The sequence below is a fragment of the Acinetobacter sp. CAU_H_78 genome, assembly GCF_058599365.1.
The window spans coordinates 720,589-739,206 of the sequence record NZ_CM178652.1 but is presented as its reverse complement, the minus strand read 5'-3'; the positions used below and the strand labels follow the sequence as shown (position 1 = coordinate 739,206).

Annotated in this window: 15 protein-coding genes and 8 tRNA genes; 6 read left to right on the top strand and 17 right to left on the bottom strand. The window is 44.0% G+C overall.

Translation table 11 applies throughout. The annotated features are described in order from the left end of the window. Nucleotides 1-56: 56 nt before the first annotated feature. Nucleotides 57-2,759 (top strand): PepSY domain-containing protein, encoded by a 2,703-nt coding sequence (locus tag AC4MCD_RS03620; protein WP_491876581.1) that lies wholly within the window; start codon nt 57-59, stop codon nt 2,757-2,759. 98 nt (nt 2,760-2,857) lie between these two features. After that, nucleotides 2,858-3,652 (top strand): YdcF family protein, encoded by a 795-nt coding sequence (locus tag AC4MCD_RS03615; protein ID WP_491876835.1) that lies wholly within the window; start codon nt 2,858-2,860, stop codon nt 3,650-3,652. 18 nt (nt 3,653-3,670) lie between these two features. Here the strand turns inward: AC4MCD_RS03615 and AC4MCD_RS03610 are convergent, their stop codons facing one another. The 11 genes from AC4MCD_RS03610 to AC4MCD_RS03560 form a co-directional block, all read right to left on the bottom strand. Continuing rightward, a complete protein-coding gene (locus AC4MCD_RS03610; protein ID WP_004784968.1) occupies nt 3,671-4,132 on the bottom strand; it encodes a DUF2750 domain-containing protein in 462 nt (153 codons plus the stop codon). Nucleotides 4,133-4,206: 74 nt separating this feature from the next. Further along, nucleotides 4,207-4,282, bottom strand: a tRNA-Val gene (locus AC4MCD_RS03605). Between the two features lie 87 nt (nt 4,283-4,369). After that, nucleotides 4,370-4,446 (bottom strand) — tRNA-Asp (locus AC4MCD_RS03600). Between the two features lie 23 nt (nt 4,447-4,469). Then, nucleotides 4,470-4,545, bottom strand: a tRNA-Val gene (locus AC4MCD_RS03595). Between the two features lie 30 nt (nt 4,546-4,575). Further along, nucleotides 4,576-4,652: transfer RNA gene (locus AC4MCD_RS03590), tRNA-Asp, on the bottom strand. A gap of 13 nt (nt 4,653-4,665) precedes the next feature. After that, nucleotides 4,666-4,741: transfer RNA gene (locus AC4MCD_RS03585), tRNA-Val, on the bottom strand. A gap of 21 nt (nt 4,742-4,762) precedes the next feature. Continuing rightward, nucleotides 4,763-4,839 (bottom strand) — tRNA-Asp (locus AC4MCD_RS03580). A gap of 49 nt (nt 4,840-4,888) precedes the next feature. Continuing rightward, nucleotides 4,889-4,965: transfer RNA gene (locus tag AC4MCD_RS03575), tRNA-Asp, on the bottom strand. A 30-nt stretch (nt 4,966-4,995) separates the two neighbouring features. Further along, nucleotides 4,996-5,071: transfer RNA gene (locus AC4MCD_RS03570), tRNA-Val, on the bottom strand. A gap of 502 nt (nt 5,072-5,573) precedes the next feature. Further along, nucleotides 5,574-6,086, bottom strand: a complete 513-nt coding sequence (gene elsL / locus AC4MCD_RS03565; RefSeq protein WP_419364561.1) for a cell wall-recycling L,D-carboxypeptidase ElsL — start codon at nt 6,084-6,086, stop codon at nt 5,574-5,576. Continuing rightward, a complete protein-coding gene (locus AC4MCD_RS03560) occupies nt 6,083-6,520 on the bottom strand; it encodes a YbaN family protein (RefSeq protein WP_419364563.1) in 438 nt (145 codons plus the stop codon). Before AC4MCD_RS03560 ends, elsL begins: the two co-directional genes overlap by 4 nt. Nucleotides 6,521-6,608: 88 nt before the next feature. Between AC4MCD_RS03560 and AC4MCD_RS03555 the strand changes: the two genes are divergently transcribed. The 3 genes from AC4MCD_RS03555 (at nt 6,609) to dapE (ending at nt 9,009) form a co-directional block, all read left to right on the top strand. After that, nucleotides 6,609-7,484, top strand: coding sequence for a DUF1853 family protein (locus AC4MCD_RS03555; RefSeq protein WP_419374755.1), 876 nt, complete (start codon nt 6,609-6,611; stop codon nt 7,482-7,484). A gap of 115 nt (nt 7,485-7,599) precedes the next feature. After that, nucleotides 7,600-7,749: an entericidin A/B family lipoprotein gene (locus AC4MCD_RS03550; protein WP_004784975.1), complete on the top strand. Its 150-nt coding sequence runs from the start codon at nt 7,600-7,602 to the stop codon at nt 7,747-7,749. Between the two features lie 123 nt (nt 7,750-7,872). Beyond that, a complete protein-coding gene (dapE, locus tag AC4MCD_RS03545) occupies nt 7,873-9,009 on the top strand; it encodes a succinyl-diaminopimelate desuccinylase (protein ID WP_419374754.1) in 1,137 nt (378 codons plus the stop codon). 60 nt (nt 9,010-9,069) lie between these two features. Here dapE and AC4MCD_RS03540 read toward each other — a convergent pair whose 3' ends face one another. From AC4MCD_RS03540 to pilG, 6 genes are all read right to left on the bottom strand, one after another. Continuing rightward, nucleotides 9,070-9,528 (bottom strand): hypothetical protein, encoded by a 459-nt coding sequence (locus AC4MCD_RS03540; RefSeq protein WP_419374753.1) that lies wholly within the window; start codon nt 9,526-9,528, stop codon nt 9,070-9,072. Further along, the gene (locus AC4MCD_RS03535; protein WP_419374752.1) at nt 9,529-14,046 is read right to left on the bottom strand and encodes a hybrid sensor histidine kinase/response regulator; all 4,518 of its coding nucleotides are present in this window, start codon (nt 14,044-14,046) and stop codon (nt 9,529-9,531) included. Nucleotides 14,047-14,213: 167 nt separating this feature from the next. Further along, the gene (locus AC4MCD_RS03530) at nt 14,214-16,283 is read right to left on the bottom strand and encodes a methyl-accepting chemotaxis protein (protein ID WP_180052329.1); all 2,070 of its coding nucleotides are present in this window, start codon (nt 16,281-16,283) and stop codon (nt 14,214-14,216) included. A 46-nt stretch (nt 16,284-16,329) separates the two neighbouring features. Next, on the bottom strand, nt 16,330-16,866 hold the full coding sequence (locus tag AC4MCD_RS03525) for a chemotaxis protein CheW (protein ID WP_159123371.1): 537 nt from the start codon (nt 16,864-16,866) through the stop codon (nt 16,330-16,332). Between the two features lie 5 nt (nt 16,867-16,871). Further along, nucleotides 16,872-17,240, bottom strand: a complete 369-nt coding sequence (locus AC4MCD_RS03520) for a response regulator (protein ID WP_004784985.1) — start codon at nt 17,238-17,240, stop codon at nt 16,872-16,874. A 25-nt stretch (nt 17,241-17,265) separates the two neighbouring features. After that, entirely contained in the window at nt 17,266-17,649 is a 384-nt protein-coding gene (pilG, locus tag AC4MCD_RS03515) for a twitching motility response regulator PilG (protein WP_004784987.1), read from the bottom strand. Nucleotides 17,650-17,932: 283 nt separating this feature from the next. On the opposite strand from pilG, the gene AC4MCD_RS03510 reads away from it, so the two are divergent. After that, nucleotides 17,933-18,577 (top strand): hypothetical protein, encoded by a 645-nt coding sequence (locus AC4MCD_RS03510; RefSeq protein WP_419364573.1) that lies wholly within the window; start codon nt 17,933-17,935, stop codon nt 18,575-18,577. Nucleotides 18,578-18,618 lie beyond the last annotated feature (41 nt).

Below are 18,618 nucleotides of genomic sequence, written 5' to 3'. Positions count from 1 at the left end.
GATTCTTCAGTTATAATTTGCCTACTTTTACACATACCACCATAAATCTGACCATCATGTTTAAAAAGACATTTTTCCAAATCCACTGGTTTCTGGGGATTACTGCAGGTTTGATTCTCTCAATTATGGGAGTCACGGGTGCTATTTATTCTTATGAACCGCAAATCTTAAAATGGATGAATAGCGACAGTTATACTGTACAGGTTCAACAGCGAGATAAGCTTAGCCCTGCCCAGCTGTATCAACATTTCCAGAACCAAAATCCTGAAATGAAAATTAACAGTATTACCGTCACACAGGATCCAAGTGCATCCAGTACGGTCAATATTGTAAAAGAGGGAGCACGTCGTGGTTATAACATGATGGTCAACCCCTACACAGCTGAAGTATTACCTGAAATTAAAGGTCGTGAATTCTTCCAGTTTGTACAGCAGTTACATCGTAATTTAACAGTAGGTCCCGTCGGTAAACAGATTACCGGCGCTTGTACCCTGATGCTGATCTTTTTCGTCTTGTCTGGCCTGTATTTACGCTGGCCAAAACGTCATTCGATCAAGCAGTGGCTGGCAGTGAAACCACAACTGAAAGGCCGTAATTTTATCTGGGATCTGCATGCAGTGGTGGGTACCTGGGTGGTGATTTTCTACCTGATTCTGGCTTGTACCGGTCTTACCTGGTCTTATGGCTGGTGGCGTGATGGTATGTATAAAGTTCTGGGCGTAGAACGTCCACAACCAGAAATGCAGGCCAATGGCGGTCGCGGCGAAGGTGGGCCACGTGGTGAACGCGGTCCTCGTGGCACTGGTGAAATGCGAGGTGAAGGTCGCCAAGGTGGTGAGCGTGGACCTCGCGGTGAAGGTGAAATACGTGCCGAAGGTCGTTCAGAAGGCGAACGCGGTTCTCGTGGTGAACGCGGACAACGTGGTGAAGGCCGTGAAGAAGCTGGCATGAGCCCAGAAAGTATTTCACGTGCGCTGGATCAGAGCTGGACTGGCTTCAGTACTCAATTTGCAGGCAAATATTCGACTGTGACATTTAACCTGCCAAAAAAACCGGATGGTGAAATGCAGTTGAGTTTTGTTGACCCTGTGGCACAACATGAACGTGCCCGCAACAATGCGACTTATAATTATCGCAGTGCTGAATTTACCGAAGTCCAGCTCTATGAAGATAAAAAGCTCAATGAAAAAATCATGAGCAGCATGTTACCGGTACACCGTGGCAGCTTCTTTGGTCCTGTGTACCAGTTCCTGGTCATGATTGCTGCATTATTAATGCCATTGTTCTTCGTGACTGGCTGGATGCTCTATCTGAAACGTCGCAAGCAGAAAAAACTTACTCTGGCTGCACGCCAAGGCGCAACTGCCCTGCCTCTGGATCCAAATGCTAAGCCTTGGCTGATTGCGTATGCCTCACAAACAGGTGTTTCTGAGCAACTGGCATGGCGCACAGCTACTGCCTTACAGGAAGCACGTCAACCTGTCACCGTTAAAGCAGTACAGCAACTAAGCCTTGAAGATCTGCAACAAGCAGAACAGGTTCTATTTGTAGCCAGTACTTATGGCACAGGTGAAGCACCTGACCTAGCCTCCTCTTTTGAAAAGAAAATTTTGTCTGCCAAAGCGGATCTTAATCATCTCAATTATGCAGTTTTGGCTCTAGGCTCCCAGGAATATCCTGATACCTATTGCAGCTTTGGTCATCGGATCGACCAGTGGTTACAACAGAATGGTGCCAAGCAGCTCTTCAAGACCATTGAAGTGGATAATGCCAATAATGAGCATATCCAGCAATGGACCAATGCCCTTGCCCATGTGACCCAGTTTGAATTGCAGGATATGGGTATCGATAAAACCTTCGATCAATGGACTTTGAGCAAACGCGAATTACTGAATCCAGACAGTCTAGGGGCACCTGCGTTCAATATTGAACTGGTTCCACAGCATGAAGCCGTGTGGCAGGCAGGCGATATTGCCGAAATCCAACCAGGAAACAGCCCTGAACGTATCCGTGCATTTATAGAGAAATACCGTATTGCCGCGGGTACACAGGTGCCTTCTCTGAAGCAAAGTATCGAACAGGCACTTTGGGATCGTGACCTGACTCAGGTTGATCCTTTTGATTCAGTAGATGAGCTATTACAGCAATTACCGGCTCTGGCTACACGTGAATATTCGATTGCCAGTATTCCAAGTCAGCAAGTGTTACGTCTGGTCGTACGCCAGCAATCCGATGCGCAAGGTCAGTTAGGTCTGGGCTCAGGCTGGTTAACACAGCATACTGCCTTAAATTCACCGATTGCCCTGCGTATTCGCAAGAATGAATCTTTCCATCTGATTGCAGATAACCGTCCGATTATCTGTATTGGTAATGGTACCGGAATCGCAGGTTTGATGAGTTTGCTGAGTGCGCGTAACCGTCAGGACTATACTCAAAACTGGCTCATCTTCGGTGAACGTCAGCGTGCACATGATTTCTTCTTTGAAGAAACCATTCAGGCTTGGCTGCAAATGGGTACATTAAAACGACTGGACCTTGCTTTCTCTCGTGACCAGCAGGAAAAAGTTTATGTGCATCATAAATTGCGTGAGCAAGCTGAAGAACTGAAACTCTGGGTCGCTCAAGGCGCCGTGATTTATGTGTGTGGTAGCATTAATGGCATGGCCAGCGATGTCGATCAGGCTCTGATTGATATTCTCGGTGAAAGCACAGTAGATCAATTACGTCTGGATGGTCGTTATCGTCGTGATGTATATTAAGATCAGCTGATCTATAAAAAACCGGGCTTCATGCCCGGTTTTTTTATTAATAATATAGAAGAAGAGATAAGAAGATTAATAAAAATATGAATATCCGAATATCCAGCCCACTTAAACGAAGTCTCAGTCTGATCTTTGGTTTGATCCTTGGCATAAACAGCCTCTGGTTAATGAGTCAGGGACAAAGACATTTCGGTGTTCTTTTGCCAATTTTCATTAGCGTAGCACTGATCCTCTATGCTTTGCTCTTTTCAAACATTCAACGCTGGAAACAGCATTCCAGATTTAGAATCTGGTTCTGGAACAGTCTCTGGGCTGGATTTCTACTCTGGATGATCAGTGTTGCTGTTTTCTTCGCTTATATCCAGATGTCCATTCATTCAAATGAATCTACACAGTCTCCTGCCGCTATTCTGGTTTTAGGCAGCGGGATTACGAATGGACAACCCTCACCCATCTTAAAAAGCCGTCTGGATACTGCAGCACAATATGCAGCACACTATCCAGATACTTTAATGATTATGACAGGTGGGCGTAATTATTGGGAAAGGCAAAGTGAGGCTGAAGTCATGCAACACTATATCAACACCACCTATCCAGAACTCATCAACCCCATCCAACTTGAAGATCGAAGCAGAAGTACTGCTCAAAACCTGATGTATTCTCAAGTGATATTGGAACAACAAAATATAAGTCAAAATGATCCGATTGCGATTGCAACCAGTGATTTTCATAGTCCTCGTGCTCGTGCCATTGCCAGACACCAAGGTTATCAACAAGTGATTAGTTTGAGTGCCAGCACTCCCCTTTATCTGCGCTATAACTCCTGGTTAAGAGAATATTTTGCCTTTTTGAGCGGCTGGCTACTCAATGAATATTCACTATTTAAATAAGTGACTTAAATTACTAAATTAATTTAAACGGATATGCCTTGGCGAAGGGATCGCTGGATTTTTGAATAGTTCAGGTTTCTGTACATAGACCTGATACAGGTAATTTTTAAGATCCAGCAAAAGTTTTTCAGGCGCAACTAGAATATTCTGCCCTTCCGGTGTCAGATCCAATGACACAATAGTGCTTTCCTGACGTAAGAAAGGAATGACCTTTTCAACAAAATCTTTGAGGGTAATTTCCTGAATCTGGTAATTGGCCCAGTTATCTTTAATGAGTAGTCTGGCCAGACCTTTGCTTTGCCAGGTTGCGAAAGCACGCTGTCCTGTCGGCGTAGCACATAAAGCCCAACCCTCTTGGTAAAGTGCAAAAATGCCACCTTGGGCAACAATAGCTTCAATAAAATTTTTATAAACTTGTAGCGGATCGTAGGCAGTATTTTGCGATTTGATCGCTGCCTTGCGCTGATATGGATTTCTCATAGATAGTCTGAAATCTTCAAATTATTATAGACTTCAAATTCTATGAAATATTGAGGATTTAGGCAAGAAAGATATGGTGGGCGCTGACGGGATCGAACCGCCGACATTCTGCTTGTAAGGCAGACGCTCTACCAACTGAGCTAAGCGCCCTGAGGAATAAAAACAACACTGTTGTTTTTATGACGCAAGAAAGAAAATCTTGCTTGAAACACATTTTTCACATCAGGGAATGAAAAATGGCGCAGCGGACGGGACTCGAACCCGCGACCCCCGGCGTGACAGGCCGGTATTCTAACCAACTGAACTACCGCTGCATCGCGTATATCTTTAGAAGATATGGTGGGCGCTGACGGGATCGAACCGCCGACATTCTGCTTGTAAGGCAGACGCTCTACCAACTGAGCTAAGCGCCCTTAAAGGGTCAAACTGTTTGATTCTTAGGATGGCGCAGCGGACGGGACTCGAACCCGCGACCCCCGGCGTGACAGGCCGGTATTCTAACCAACTGAACTACCGCTGCATCACAAAAAATCTGGTGGGCGCTGACGGGATCGAACCGCCGACATTCTGCTTGTAAGGCAGACGCTCTACCAACTGAGCTAAGCGCCCTCAAAAGTTCTATCATGTAAATGGCGCAGCGGACGGGACTCGAACCCGCGACCCCCGGCGTGACAGGCCGGTATTCTAACCAACTGAACTACCGCTGCACTTACACAATGTCGCTATTGTGGCAAACGATTCATCAAGAACTTAAAGTGGCGCAGCGGACGGGACTCGAACCCGCGACCCCCGGCGTGACAGGCCGGTATTCTAACCAACTGAACTACCGCTGCACTATAAGTGTCTCAACTTTGAAAGAAGCTTGGTGGGCGCTGACGGGATCGAACCGCCGACATTCTGCTTGTAAGGCAGACGCTCTACCAACTGAGCTAAGCGCCCTTTCAAATCGACTTCATCGCTTGATGAGGTGCATTATAGAGAATCTTCACAGACTGTCAAACGCTTTTCTGACTGTTTTCTGCTTTTTCGGTGTGAGTGATTAAAAAATAGGTTGATTGTTAAAAAAAACAACACTTTTTGTTTATTTTTTAAGTCTATACCGATTTTTTAAGGATACTCTCTAAAACTAAAAGGCAGATTTTTACGGTTTTACTCATGAAAATTGAGACCAGAACATGCAACAGACTTCAGTATTGCTGAAAGATTATACAAAGCCCAACTCACCGCAACGTTGTGATCCTGTAATCTTTATTTTAAAAGCTTACAGTCCTGTAAAAAACAAATCGATGACTTTTATTGGCGGGCTATAAATCCTGTTTCTAAGTCTATTTGTCTATAAAAGTAGAGTACATAGCTGATCTATGCCCACTTTTACTTTTACATCCATAAATAAAAGATATTTCAATTAATTTTAAATCCACTACAAATCTTCTTAGGTCATTTAAACAGTCAGATTCAGAGGCTGTTCTGAAATATAGACCAGAGCATCTTCATTCACCAGTTCAAACAGCTCGGCCACATCCGTATTCCGCATGCGGATACAGCCATGTGACATTGCAATACCCATCGGCTCGGAATCAGGCGTACCATGAATATAGATATAACGTTGATAAGTATCACAGCCCTCACCTTGGTTAAACCCTTCTTCAAGCCCACTTAGCCATAAGATCCGGCTGAGAATCCAGTCTCGCTGCGGGAACTGCTGTGCCAGTTCTGCATTATAAATTTCACCTGTCGCTTGACGAGCAATAAACACACTATTTAAAGGTGCCTGCTGGCCAAACTTTTCAGCGACTTTATGCCAGCCACGAGGCGTCTTGCCACTATTTTCTGTTTCACCAATGCCATTCTTACCCGTAGAAATCAGGTACTGCTTATCATATTTTGGCAAATATAGTTTTTGTTGGGCGAGATCAATCAGGATTTCTGCCTGATCCAGCTGCAAATGGCTCATGACTTCTCTTTCTCTGTCTTAATAGTTTCTAGTTCTACTTTCTTTGTGGCCATGTGTTCTGGATGGATTATGTCCTGAACCGGTTCAGGCCGACGCCATAACCAGATCGCCACAATCAGCATGGTCACATCAGTAAAGATTTTGACTGCCAACGGTGCTGTCGTAAATAACATGATAATGCCACTGATGACCATCATGATACTGGCCAGCCATTTGGCCTTGCGTGGCACAGTACCATTGGCACGCCAGGCTCTTAAAGTCGGACCATATTTTGGATGATTCAGCAGCCATGCATCCATTTGCGGCCAGCCTTTGGATGCCGCCCAAGCCGCCAGAATTAAAAATACTGTAGTTGGCATGCCGGGCAAGATTGCACCGATAAAGCCCAGTACGACAAACAGTACGACCAGGCTTCGCCAAAACAATATTTTCATAAATCGGTCCTACCCACAAAATTAGGGGTAGTATAAAGTGTTTTTAAAATCTGTCCGTTGTATTTGTGCACTTTTCACAGGATGTGCTATGCCCTTTTCCAGTCTAAATCATCATCTTGTAGAAGCATGGCAATATTATCAGCATCCTTTGGTGCGGCAACTGGCTTTTGCTGTTGGCAGTCCAAACCTTCTGTCTCAAATTCCAGCCGAACTTGAAGTCGTCCATGCTTTTGAATTACATGATTCTGAGACTTGGCAACATCACTTGCAAAATTATCATCCACGTCTGAAATATCTGGACCGGCATCCAGAAGAGCTGGAGCAATTCGTGCAGCAGCTTAAAAGCACCCGACTGGGTCTGCGCTTTGAAATGCTGGTATGGTTCTGGCTGCTGGATGATGCCTATCACCCTTATAAGCTTCTAGGTCATAGCATTCAAAAAATTGACGGCGCTAAAACGCTGGGTGAACTGGATTTTCTGTTACTCAATACAGAGACTGGTCTGACCGAACATTGGGAAGTGGCGCTGAAATACTACCTCGCAGAAGCCGATTTTAGGCTGCCAAACTGGTATGGCCTGAACCGCACCGATACTTTAATCCGTAAAATGAAGCATTTTACCCAGAAACAGTTTCAGTTTGATGAGGCTCTGGATCAGCAGATTGATCAGCGTTTCTGCATGTTAAAAGGCCAGCTTTATCTTCCAGTACATCGTGCGGATCAGACATTGCCTGGCTGGGTTAATACCCAACGTCGCATAGGATTATGGGGCCAGCAGATTCCCGACCCAGCGGCTAATTTCTATCGTTTGCAACGTCATGAATGGATTTATCCCAATGCGCAGATCAGCAGTTCAAGTCCCTATTGGTGGACAAATGGACTTTATAAAAAGGCTGATCAAGAGGATTTTTATATGTATCGCAGCCCGCTTCTGCTGCCCTTTCCTGCGCATAAACCCTTTTAAAACATTACATTTATTAACCGAAGCACTATGAAAACCACATATTTTTTATGTCGTATATTTTCTAATCTTAGTTCCACATCATAATAATTTTATTATCGATAATACGGAGATGATGATGAAAAAAATTCTTGCTGCTTCATTGGTAATGGCTTTTGTTTTAACTGGCTGTAACACTGTCAAAGGTGTGGGTAAAGACGTTTCTAAAGCAGGCGAAGCTGTAACAGGCACTGCAGAAAAAACTTCTGAAGAAATCCGTCAAAACTAAACTCTTTCTAGCTTCTCCACAAACCCTATCTCAGATAGGGTTTTTTTATGCGGAACATTCACATTACAGGCCATATTCGCCTATCATAGAGCCGACAAATTTATCGACTTATGAATTCACCATATGACATCTTCCGCGACTCTTGATTTAAGCCTGCAATTATTACGTCAGCCTTCTGTGACCCCTATTGATCATGACTGCCAGAATATCATGGCAGAACGTTTGAAAGAGATGGGTTTCAATATTGAATCAATGCGCTTTGAAGATGTTGATAATATTTGGGCGCGTAAAGGTACTGAAGGCCCTGTTTTCTGTTTTGCTGGCCATACCGATGTTGTACCGACCGGCAATCTGGATGCTTGGAACTCTGATCCTTTTGCTCCAGAAATTCGTGATGGCAAGCTATATGGCCGTGGTAGCGCTGACATGAAAACCGCCTTGGCTGCAATGATTGTAGCCACTGAACGTTTTGTCGAAAAATATCCAAATCACAAAGGTTCAATCGCCTATCTAATTACTTCAGATGAAGAAGGTCCATCGATCAATGGTACGGTAAAAGTGATTGAAACTCTGGAAGCGCGTAATGAGAAAATTACCTGGTGTCTGGTAGGTGAACCATCAAGTACCAACAAACTAGGTGATATTGTCAAAAACGGTCGTCGCGGCTCTTTAAATGCCAACTTAACTGTAAAAGGCAAACAGGGGCATGTAGCTTATCCGCACTTAGCAGTGAATCCAATTCATACAGCATCTAAAGCCATTGCGGAACTGTGCGAAACAGTCTGGGATAATGGCAATGAATACTTCCCTGCGACGTCTTTCCAGATCTCAAATATCAATGCCGGCACCGGTGCAACCAACGTTGTTCCAGGCACCATGAATTTGCTCTGCAACTGGCGTTATTCAACTGAAGTGACTGCTGAAGAACTAAAGGCACGTATGCTTGAAATTCTGGATCGTCATGGTGTGGACTATGATATTTCATGGACTTTATCTGGCCTGCCATTCCTGACACCGGTCGGTGAGCTGGTGAATGCCGCTAAAGATGCCATTTTAACTGTGACTGGTACTGAAACTGAATTATCAACTTCAGGCGGCACCTCAGATGGTCGTTTTATTGCGCCTACCGGTGCACAGGTGCTGGAACTCGGTGTACTGAATGCCACAATCCATCAGATTAATGAGCATGTCGATATCGCGGATCTTGAACCTTTGGCTGAAATTTATGAGCAGATTCTAGTGAACCTGTTAGCCAATTAATCACCAGATATAAAAAAAGGAACTCTTATGAGTTCCTTTTTTTATGTGCTTTATAATAAATTACAAGCCAATTGAAGACTGGATATAGCCCATTTGCGGGATGTGAAATAACTGATCCCCCATACGCACATACTGGAATACTGCGGGGTCAGTCACTTGCTGATCGGCATCAACCACTTCAGAAATACGCAGACGAATGGTTTTAGGCATTTCATTGCACATGAGGGCAAAACGCTGATGCACCTCATCTCCTTCAATCACCAGCGCCACACCACTTTTACGTGCAGGATCATTTACTGCATAAACCGGTAATTGCGCATCATGCCATTCAACCACTTTAACCTGGGTATCACTATCCAGTGCAGACAGGACAATATTTTGTGGTAACAGCATTGGATCTTTGCCGTGACAGTCAATGATATAAGCATCAATAAATCCGGTAGATACCGTAATTAAATGCTGAAGTTCCTGCTGGCTAATCTGATCAGCCATTTTGGCATTAGTCGTATTCTGACTCATTTATGACCCCTGTTTTTCAGCAATTAATTGTTGAATGTTCGCCAGTAATTCAGCTTCCTGGAACGGTTTACCCATATAGTGGGTTACGCCCAAACTGAAGGCACGTTCACGGTGTTTCTCACCCGTACGCGAAGTAATCATGATGATTGGCAGGTCACGGTGAATATCGTGGTGACGGACCAGGTTCGTGACCTCGAAACCATCCATTCGTGGCATTTCAATATCCAGCAGCATCAGATCCGGACGGACATTTTCAAGTTGCTCAATCGCATCGACACCATCTTTGGCGGTGACAATATCATAGCCCTGACGCTCAAGTAGACGCGAGGTCACCTTACGTACAGTCACCGAGTCATCCACGATCATTACCAGACGGCGAGCACTGCCAGAACGTGAACCATCACGTTGATCCTGCATGTGTTTGACACGCTGCGTACCATGGATCTGACGGGCAATATTCTGACCATCCAGAATCAGACAGACCTGACCATCACCAAGAATCGTCGCACCGGTCACCACACCAATATTGGCGAACTGGTGGCCAATTGGTTTCACCACGATCTGTGCACGTGAACCGACGAGTTGATCGACTAACAAGGCAATGGTTTGACCACTATTCCCTTTAATCAGCAATACTGGCAGTGAATGTGCTACGTTGTTCAGACGTGGAATTGGCTGATTCGATACGAACTCAGACAGGTAACGCAATTTGTAATTAACGCCATCAATCTTGAAGAAATCGTCTTTACTGTTGAAGTAAGTTTCCAGAGTAGATGGTGCAATACGTACAATACGGTCGATTTGCGCCAGAGAAACAGCATATTGCTGATCGCCCACTTTTACCATCAAGGCATCGCTGACTGCTACAGTGGTCGGTACACGAATAGTGAAGGTTGTGCCTTTGCCGACTTCAGAGCTGACAGATACGTGACCGCCCAGCGACTTGATCTCACTTTGTACCACATCCAGCCCGACGCCACGACCTGAAATCTGGGTTACAGATTTAGCAGTACTAAAGCCTGGGTGGAAAATAAATTGCAATAGCTCTTCCGAATCCAGCGTCTGATCTTCTTTGATCAGGCCTTGGCTCAGTGCTTTCTCACGAATCTTCTCAGCATCGATACCTTTACCATCATCACTAAATGAGACGATGACATCTGTACCCTGACGGCTGATATTTAACAGGATTGAACCGACTTCTGGTTTGTTTAAGGCAATACGATCTGCCGTATCTTCTAGACCATGGTCAATCGCATTACGCAGCATATGTTCGAATGGCGTTACCAGACGCTCCAGAATATTACGGTCTAATTCACCTTCACTATTCTGAACAATCAGTTCGGCTGGACGGTTCAAGGTCGTAGAAGTCTGACGTACGATACGTTGTAAACGTGGCAACATCCGGTCAAACGGTACCAGACGGGTACGCATCAGGCTTTCCTGAATCTCGGCCTGAATCCGTGATTGTTGCAATAACAAACCTTCAGTTTCACGAATCTTGTCGGATAAGGTGCTCTTGAAGTCAACCAAGTCCGAAGCAGATTCCGCAAGCGACTTGGACAACTGGTTCAGTGACGAATATTGGTCCATTTCCAGCGGGTCAAAGTCTGCATAACGCGAGTTTTCTGAACCGTGTTTGGCAATAATTTGAGATTCCAGCTCGCCTTCCATTCGGCGCAACTGATCCGCCAGACGCTTGATTGCCAGTTCCATCTCGTTCAGAGTATTACCCAACTGGCCCAAATCCATCTCGATACGCGAACGGTTAATCGCATTCTCGCCTGACAGGTCGATCATCTTTTCAACCAGATCAGCAGAAATACGGATCATCTCGTGACTGGTATCGGTATTACCGGTATCAACCCACTCACCCATCATACGTGGTGGCTCAGTACCATCACCTTCGACAAATTCGAAGCTATTTTCAGTGACCAGTGTTTCTGTTTTAGCCAGACGTTCCGGCAGCTGCGCAGTAACATCCACATAGGCAATCTTTTTCAGGCTGCTTTGGATCTGTTCAAAATTGCTATAGTCACGTTGGAAGATGGCTTGTCTTAACCAGGCCAGTGTTTTTTGCAGCAGTCCATCATAAGCATTCGAGTTAAAGTGATATACCGCAAACTGTTCAAATGTGGTTTCTAGTTCATACGCAATGCTGGCCACCTGTTCGTTTTCAACCATGCGCGCACCCCCCTTGATACTGTGGGCAGCACGTTGTAATTGAAGCAATAAGCTACGGTCACTACGCTGATCGAACCATTGGTTCAGCAGTTTTTCAGTATTGTCGAGAATCTCTTCTGACTCTTCCAGGAAGGTTTCTTCAACAATCGACTTCAGTTCATCTTCTTCAGAGCGTTCTTCTGCTACAACTTCAACTGGCTCAGTTAAAGTTTCTGTTTCAGTAAGCTCAACTTGTTCATCTTCTAAGCCTAGAGCCAGTTCTAGATCTGAATCTGTATTTTCTGATGCAATCTCTTCCGATGCTTCATCCACTGTTTGTTCGGAATCAGCAGTAGCTTCTGCATATTCAAATTCGACAACAGGAATCGATGTTTCTACTGGAGCTGCAACAGCTTGACCAGCCACCAAGGCCTGAATATTTTGCAGAATCGAAATTGCTTCAACCGCTGGATAATCGATACCTTCATCACGGATCGACTGGATACGGTCAGAAACGTTATCTTGCACCAGACGAATGATTTGAATCAAAGTAGGCGTTACTGCAATCTGCTGACGGATGATTCGCTCATAAATACTTTCCAGTTCGTGCGAGATCGAACCGATATGAGAAGCGGTAATCATGTTTGCACCACCTTTTAAGGTGTGCAAATGACGCATCAGGTTATTCAGTGAAGTCGTATCATCCTGCTTTTTACTCCAGGTATTCAGATCTTCATCAATACCTACCAGTAATTCATCCGCTTCTTCCAGGAAGATATTCAATAGATCTTCATCGAAATCACGCTGAGTTTCTGCGCTGTCGATGTATTGGCGGTCAGAGGCAATACGCTGGCTTAAAGCAGCAAAGTCAATGCTGGCTGGAGTTGCAGCTTCAGGAATAGAAATTTCTTCTGATACTTGTTCCGCTGGTACATTGTCTTCGGCAAAGATCTCCAGATCCTGCTGTACAAATGCAGCAAGTTCACTCAAGGTTTTTTGCGTATCATCATTTAAAATGACACGTTGACCTGCTGCCAGGGTATCGAATAAATGAATGAATTCCTGATGTGCCTGGGCAAATAGCTCATAGGCATAATCGCTGTTCAGCAGTACCGGTTTTTCCAGCAAAGCATCATAGGCAGATTTTAAATCTGTCGTAAACTCATGAATGCCCAGTGCGGCACGGTTATCTGTATGTGCAAGCAGCTCAGCAGCTTGCTCGCTTAAAGCCTGAATATATTCTGGATAATCGACTTTAGCGCGTTTATCGAATTCAAACTCGGCATCCAGTAACAGGTCAATCTCCAGTTCAACCAGCTTGGTCACCAGACCTTGGGTTTCAACTGTTTCCGTTTCAGTGGCTGCGAAGCCATAATCATTCCAGACACGCTCAAAAGTCGCATACACTGCTGCCAGTTTGCTGTTATCGCTCTGACGCAATAAATGCAGATAGTCACTGACGAATTCAGCATACTGAATCAGTACAGCAGTTTCTTTTGAAGTAGAGGCAATTTCATCCTGAAGCAGCGTTTTAAACAGATGTTCTACTTTAGAGCTGGCCTCGAAGATTTCTTCGATCTGTGCCATGGACGAACTGCCGCGCAAAGTATGAATAGCACGAATCAATGCATTATAATCCTGCACTTTTTCATTTTCGCTACGCAGGAACTTGGCAATCGTTTCGAGATGCTCTTCCGCTTCCTCGATAAAGATTGCCACGGTTTCTTCTACATCACTGCGTGCAGCATCTTCAGTTTCGGCTTTTTCAAGCTCAAGTTCTGTTGTGTTTGTTTCTATTGTTGCAGTTGTATCTTGGTCTTCAGTCGAATCACCTAGCTCAAGACCTGTGATCTGACCTTCAGCAGTCAGACTGTCTGCCAGTTGCAAGAGTTCTTCTAAAGCCGGTTCAGGTGTCATTTGTTGTTGTAATTGCTGACCTAAAAGCACGACTGGGCGAAGGTCAACATCGAGTTCCTGCACCTGTTTGAATTTTGGATATAAAGTAAACTGGTAAATATTCAATACAGCTTTGGCATACTGTTGAATCGTAGGCGTTAACTGGATTGAACCTGAAAGTACCCGGTTTAAGGTATCTTCCACTGCCCATGCAATTTCACCCGCAGATTTAGCCCCCACCATACGGCCTGAACCTTTCAGGGTATGAAAATGGCGGCGAATGGTTTTCAGGTTTTCCTGATGAGCCGGATCACTCAACCATTCTGGAAATAAAGCATTTAACTCAACGAAAATCTCTTCGATTTCCTCGACAAAAATTTCAAGAATTTCTGCATCTTGATCAAGATAACTGTCTTCAGGAAGCGTTGTCGTTTCAACTAAATTTTTTAATATTTCTTTCATAGCTAATGCTTCTTACGTTGTGCCGCCAAGAAGGGCGCTCAAACTTAATTGTGACCGTCACGCGAGACCTAACCTTAATAGTCAGGTCCATCTTGTCGAGGCTTTATCTGTATTTCTGAATGTGCCTCAACCTGGGTTAAGGCACACTCCCCTCATACTTTCTGACTTTATTCTGGTAGTTTAAAGTCAGATACAGATTCACGTAATGCATCGGCCATGTTCGCCAATTCAGATACCGAACGTGCTGTATCGAAGGTTGCACTCGTAGTTTGTGAAGTAATTTCCTGTACGACATTCATCGTGGTCGCAATATGACCCGCAGATGCAGACTGAAGTTTCGCAGCATCGGAAATGTTCGCAATCAGTTTTGCCAAGTTATTCGATACCGTTTGAATCTCATCCAGTGCCACACCGGCATCTTTAGACAGGTTCGCACCACGTACAACTTCGGCTGTGGTTTGTTCCATTGAAATTACGGCTTCGTTGGTATCCGTTTGAATGGTTTTTACCAGGCCTTCAATCTGTTTGGTTGCAGAGGCAGAACGTTCCGCAAGACGCTGGACCTCATCCGCTACCACGGCGAAACCACGACCAGCTTCACCCGCCATCGACGCCTGAATTGCTGCGTTCAATGCCAGGATGTTGGTTTGGTCAGCAATATCATTAATCAGGGCTACGATGTTACCAATTTCTTGTGAAGATTCACCTAGACGTTTAATACGTTTAGAAGTTTCCTGGATCTGTTCACGAATCGTATCCATACCTTCAATAGAACGGTGTACAACGTCTGCACCATTTGCAGCAATTTGTACTGAACGTTCCGCAACGACTGCAGATTCTTCCGCGTTGGCAGATACCTGGTCAATTGACATCGCCATTTCGTTAATCGCAGCAGATGCACCGGCAATTTCTTGTGCCTGGTGTTCAGATGCTTCAGCCAACTGGTTGGTAATGCTTTGAGTTGTCGCTGTATATTGCGCAACTTCCTGAGAAGTTTCGGTAATACGAGATACCAGGTCACGTAACTGGTCGATCGCAAAGTTAATCGAGTCGGCAATCGCACCGGTAAAGTCTTCCGATACTGTTGCATATGAACGCAAGTCACCATCCGCAAGGTCGGCAATCTCGTCCAGTAAACGTAAAATCGCATTCTGGTTACGGTCATATTCTTCTTGAAGACGGGTTACACGCTGTTTATCCGATGCACCACGTAGGGTTAACAGGCGGAATACACACAGTAGGAAGCCGATCAATAACAGAATTAACAGTACCGCTGGAACGATTGTTTTCAGACCAGAGTTACCAGACAGTTTGTTCAGGTTATCGAGCAGGACATCCGATTGCGAGAAAATTGACGCAGATGCCTGACGTACTTTTACGATTTGCGCAGAGTTTTTCAGGATTGTCGCAGATGCTGATTCAAGTACATCATCATATTCCGCTTTGATGCCTTCCAGAGACTCGCGCAGGTTTGGATCAGTAATACGTTGTACACCCAGTTCAGCAGAACCGTTTAACTGTGCATTTAAGTATGAACCGAAAGTTTCGGTATCGGCACTGAAGTCGTCCGCTGATTCACGTGAACCGTCGTTACCGGTCAATACCAAGCTAATCGAACGTAAAATACGTTCCGCAATAAATACCTGGTTTTTCGCAATGACCACCTGGTTAGAAGGCATGTCTTGACGCGCCATCTGGTCGACCATCAAGTTATATTCGGCCTGAATCCCTGGGATCGCTTCACCAATCGCAATATTGGTGTCATATAACTGGTTAATGATTTTTTGTTGCGATGCAATCAGATCAATACTAGAAGATACTTCTGTCCACTGTTTATCTACTGCTTGCAGCGCTTCATTATTGGAGTGAATATTTTTTACAGTCTCAAGGTTTTCAGCAAAAGCTTTTTGAGAATCTGTCAGGTTTTTCATCGCCTCAGGTGTACCAGAAGCTGTTGCTTCAGTCGCCTGACGTGAAATGGTTTGTGAAAGCAGACGTAAATCACCCAGGCTTTGTGTCAGCTGGTTGGCACGTGGCACACTGTAGAAAAGATACAATAAAGTGATGGTTGCCGCTAACAGACAGCCGGCTGCGCCATAAATAAACGGTTTAGACTTTTCACTATCACCAAATACACGTGACAACTGATCTGTTTGTGATTGAATCTTAGATAAAAAAGTATTGCCACTTTTGCGGCTACCTTCACCTGTATTTTTCTTTTTAAGTTTAAAGCCCATGCAGCCTCTCCCCGATTTACGTCTTTATTACTTTCGTGCGCGACGTTTAATTTATAAATTTTATAGATGCGTTCATAAATTTTGGATTTTGCAACAGACGACTGAATAAGAACACATGCCATTGCTGGTTATGCTGGTGGAAAAATCCCTGACAGTATTCTTGTAAGTTATTATCCAATTCAGTTGTTTTAGAAAAAAAACTTTTCTTATTAAAATGTTGTATACCCAAAACTTGATCAACGACCAAACCGACATATTGGTCATTATGGTGAATACATAATACTTTTTGAGTCGGTGAAAACTGGCTACTTTGTCCTGATACATATTGAGTCAAATCAGAAACTGACAATAACCTTCCCCGAATATTGGCCAATCCTAACACCCATGATTGAGTATTAGGAACTGGCGTATATTTTGGAGGATAGATCACTTCGGATACTTCCCCCAGCGGGGCAACAAAATATTGCCCCATCATCTCAAAAGCAATGCCTGACCATCGGTTGACTTCATTTTCATTAGAAACGTAGTTTTTATTTCCCCGTTTCGCAATGCGAAGCAATTCGATAAATCCATTTGCTGCCATAGAGCTTATCCTGCGTTGAGGTGGTGCTTAATCACTTCAATCAACTGTTTTTCATCTACCGGTTTTGTAAGATAATCTGCGGCACCCTGACGTTTACCCCAAACGCGGTCAGTGGCCTGATCTTTGGTACTTACAATCACAATCGGAATATGCTTGGTGGTTGCACCACGTGCAATTTGACGTGTTGCCTGGAAGCCGTTCACGCCTGGCATGACCACATCCATCAATACCAGATCTGGCAACTCAGCCTGAGCCATGGTTACCCCATCTGCACCATTAGATGCTTCAATCACCTCAAAGCCGTGTTTAGAAAGAATCTCTCTAAAACGGAATGTTTCTGTCGGTGAGTCATCTACGATTAAGATACGCGCCATGCCAATTCCCCTAAAAAATCAATTATTAAGCACTAATATGGTTACGGATTGCGTTAAGCAATTCATCTTTACTGAAAGGTTTAGTCAAGTATTCGTCCGAACCAACAACACGACCTTTGGCCTGATCAAATAAGCCATCTTTACTCGAAAGCATAATCACAGGAATATTCTGATAATTTTGAGAATTTTTAATCAACGCACAAGTTTGATAACCATCTAGACGAGGCATCATGATGTCTACAAATACGATATCCGGATTGGCTTCTGCGATTTTTGACAAAGCTTCAAAACCATCTACCGCAGTCACGACTTCATATCCTTCGCGCTGTAGAAGAGTTTCTGCTGTACGACGAATGGTCTTTGAGTCATCAATGACCATAACTTTTAGATTTTGGAATTTATCGTCCATTTTGACCCTTCCCATTTTAGAAACGATGCGCCATAAGGCTCATAGGATTATTTTATTACGATCGATAAACATTTTTAACACAAATCTACTTGTATTATCAATGAACATTTTCTACACAAGTGTGCAAAAATAGCGGGTTTTCATTAACCATTTCACATTTTTATTTTGTCATTGCTTTTTTTTTGACTGATGGTAGTTTTTAATTCGTGAATTTGAGTCTAATATAGCATTATTATTACTTTAAAATAAGTAATTTAGTCAACTTTCAATTGGGGAGCCAATGATGAGTCAGTTTTCAGAAAAACTTGCTTTCATTGATAAAAATAAAATGACTGGCCGATTCATATTTGCAGTGACACTTTTTCTTCAGGTCACCATTTCTTATGCCTCAACTAACCAGCCACCAAAAGCCACCTGGTACCGCTATTATGATAATAAAGGCGTGGCCAATATCAGTACTAATGTTACCCCCAACCATATCCGCTTTGGCTATGAGGCACTTGACCAGAATATGCAGGTCATTAAACGTGCACGTCCTTATAATGTCGATAAAGATATTAAACAGGCGCCGCAACGTGCCCAGCAGGCTCAGCGCATTGCAGAAGATCAAAAACTGAAACGTGCCTATACCAATAGCCATGTTGCTCTACAGAAAAAGAATGAAAGTCTGAGCCAACTGAAAAAGCAGATTGCCTTTCAGCAAGAGCAGATGAAACAGTTGCAGCAAGACCGGGTCATGTTTGTACGCCAAGAACGTGAATATTTACGTAAAGGCAATAATCCCCCGGCCTCTTTAAAAGCCAACCTTGAAAACAACCAGAAAAACCTGATTTCTCAAAAAGAAAATATTCAATCTTTACAAACTCGCTATCGAAATATGGAAGCGGAATACGACAGAATTATTGCCCGTTTAAAAGCACTTGAATAAACACAAATAACTTGTTGTTGCTTTAAACGACCACAAGTGAA

What these genes read in the sequence shown, in the direction of transcription:
- AC4MCD_RS03620 (WP_491876581.1), top strand. Translation starts at nt 57, where the DNA reads ATGTTTAAAAAGACATTTTTCCAAATCCACTGGTTTCTGGGGATTACT.
- AC4MCD_RS03610 (WP_004784968.1), bottom strand. Translation starts at nt 4,132, where the DNA reads ATGAGAAATCCATATCAGCGCAAGGCAGCGATCAAATCGCAAAATACT.
- elsL (WP_419364561.1), bottom strand. Translation starts at nt 6,086, where the DNA reads ATGAGCCATTTGCAGCTGGATCAGGCAGAAATCCTGATTGATCTCGCC.
- AC4MCD_RS03560 (WP_419364563.1), bottom strand. Translation starts at nt 6,520, where the DNA reads ATGAAAATATTGTTTTGGCGAAGCCTGGTCGTACTGTTTGTCGTACTG.
- AC4MCD_RS03555 (WP_419374755.1), top strand. Translation starts at nt 6,609, where the DNA reads ATGCCCTTTTCCAGTCTAAATCATCATCTTGTAGAAGCATGGCAATAT.
- AC4MCD_RS03550 (WP_004784975.1), top strand. Translation starts at nt 7,600, where the DNA reads ATGAAAAAAATTCTTGCTGCTTCATTGGTAATGGCTTTTGTTTTAACT.
- dapE (WP_419374754.1), top strand. Translation starts at nt 7,873, where the DNA reads ATGACATCTTCCGCGACTCTTGATTTAAGCCTGCAATTATTACGTCAG.
- AC4MCD_RS03540 (WP_419374753.1), bottom strand. Translation starts at nt 9,528, where the DNA reads ATGAGTCAGAATACGACTAATGCCAAAATGGCTGATCAGATTAGCCAG.
- AC4MCD_RS03535 (WP_419374752.1), bottom strand. Translation starts at nt 14,046, where the DNA reads ATGAAAGAAATATTAAAAAATTTAGTTGAAACGACAACGCTTCCTGAA.
- AC4MCD_RS03530 (WP_180052329.1), bottom strand. Translation starts at nt 16,283, where the DNA reads ATGGGCTTTAAACTTAAAAAGAAAAATACAGGTGAAGGTAGCCGCAAA.
- AC4MCD_RS03525 (WP_159123371.1), bottom strand. Translation starts at nt 16,866, where the DNA reads ATGGCAGCAAATGGATTTATCGAATTGCTTCGCATTGCGAAACGGGGA.
- AC4MCD_RS03520 (WP_004784985.1), bottom strand. Translation starts at nt 17,240, where the DNA reads ATGGCGCGTATCTTAATCGTAGATGACTCACCGACAGAAACATTCCGT.
- pilG (WP_004784987.1), bottom strand. Translation starts at nt 17,649, where the DNA reads ATGGACGATAAATTCCAAAATCTAAAAGTTATGGTCATTGATGACTCA.
- AC4MCD_RS03510 (WP_419364573.1), top strand. Translation starts at nt 17,933, where the DNA reads ATGAGTCAGTTTTCAGAAAAACTTGCTTTCATTGATAAAAATAAAATG.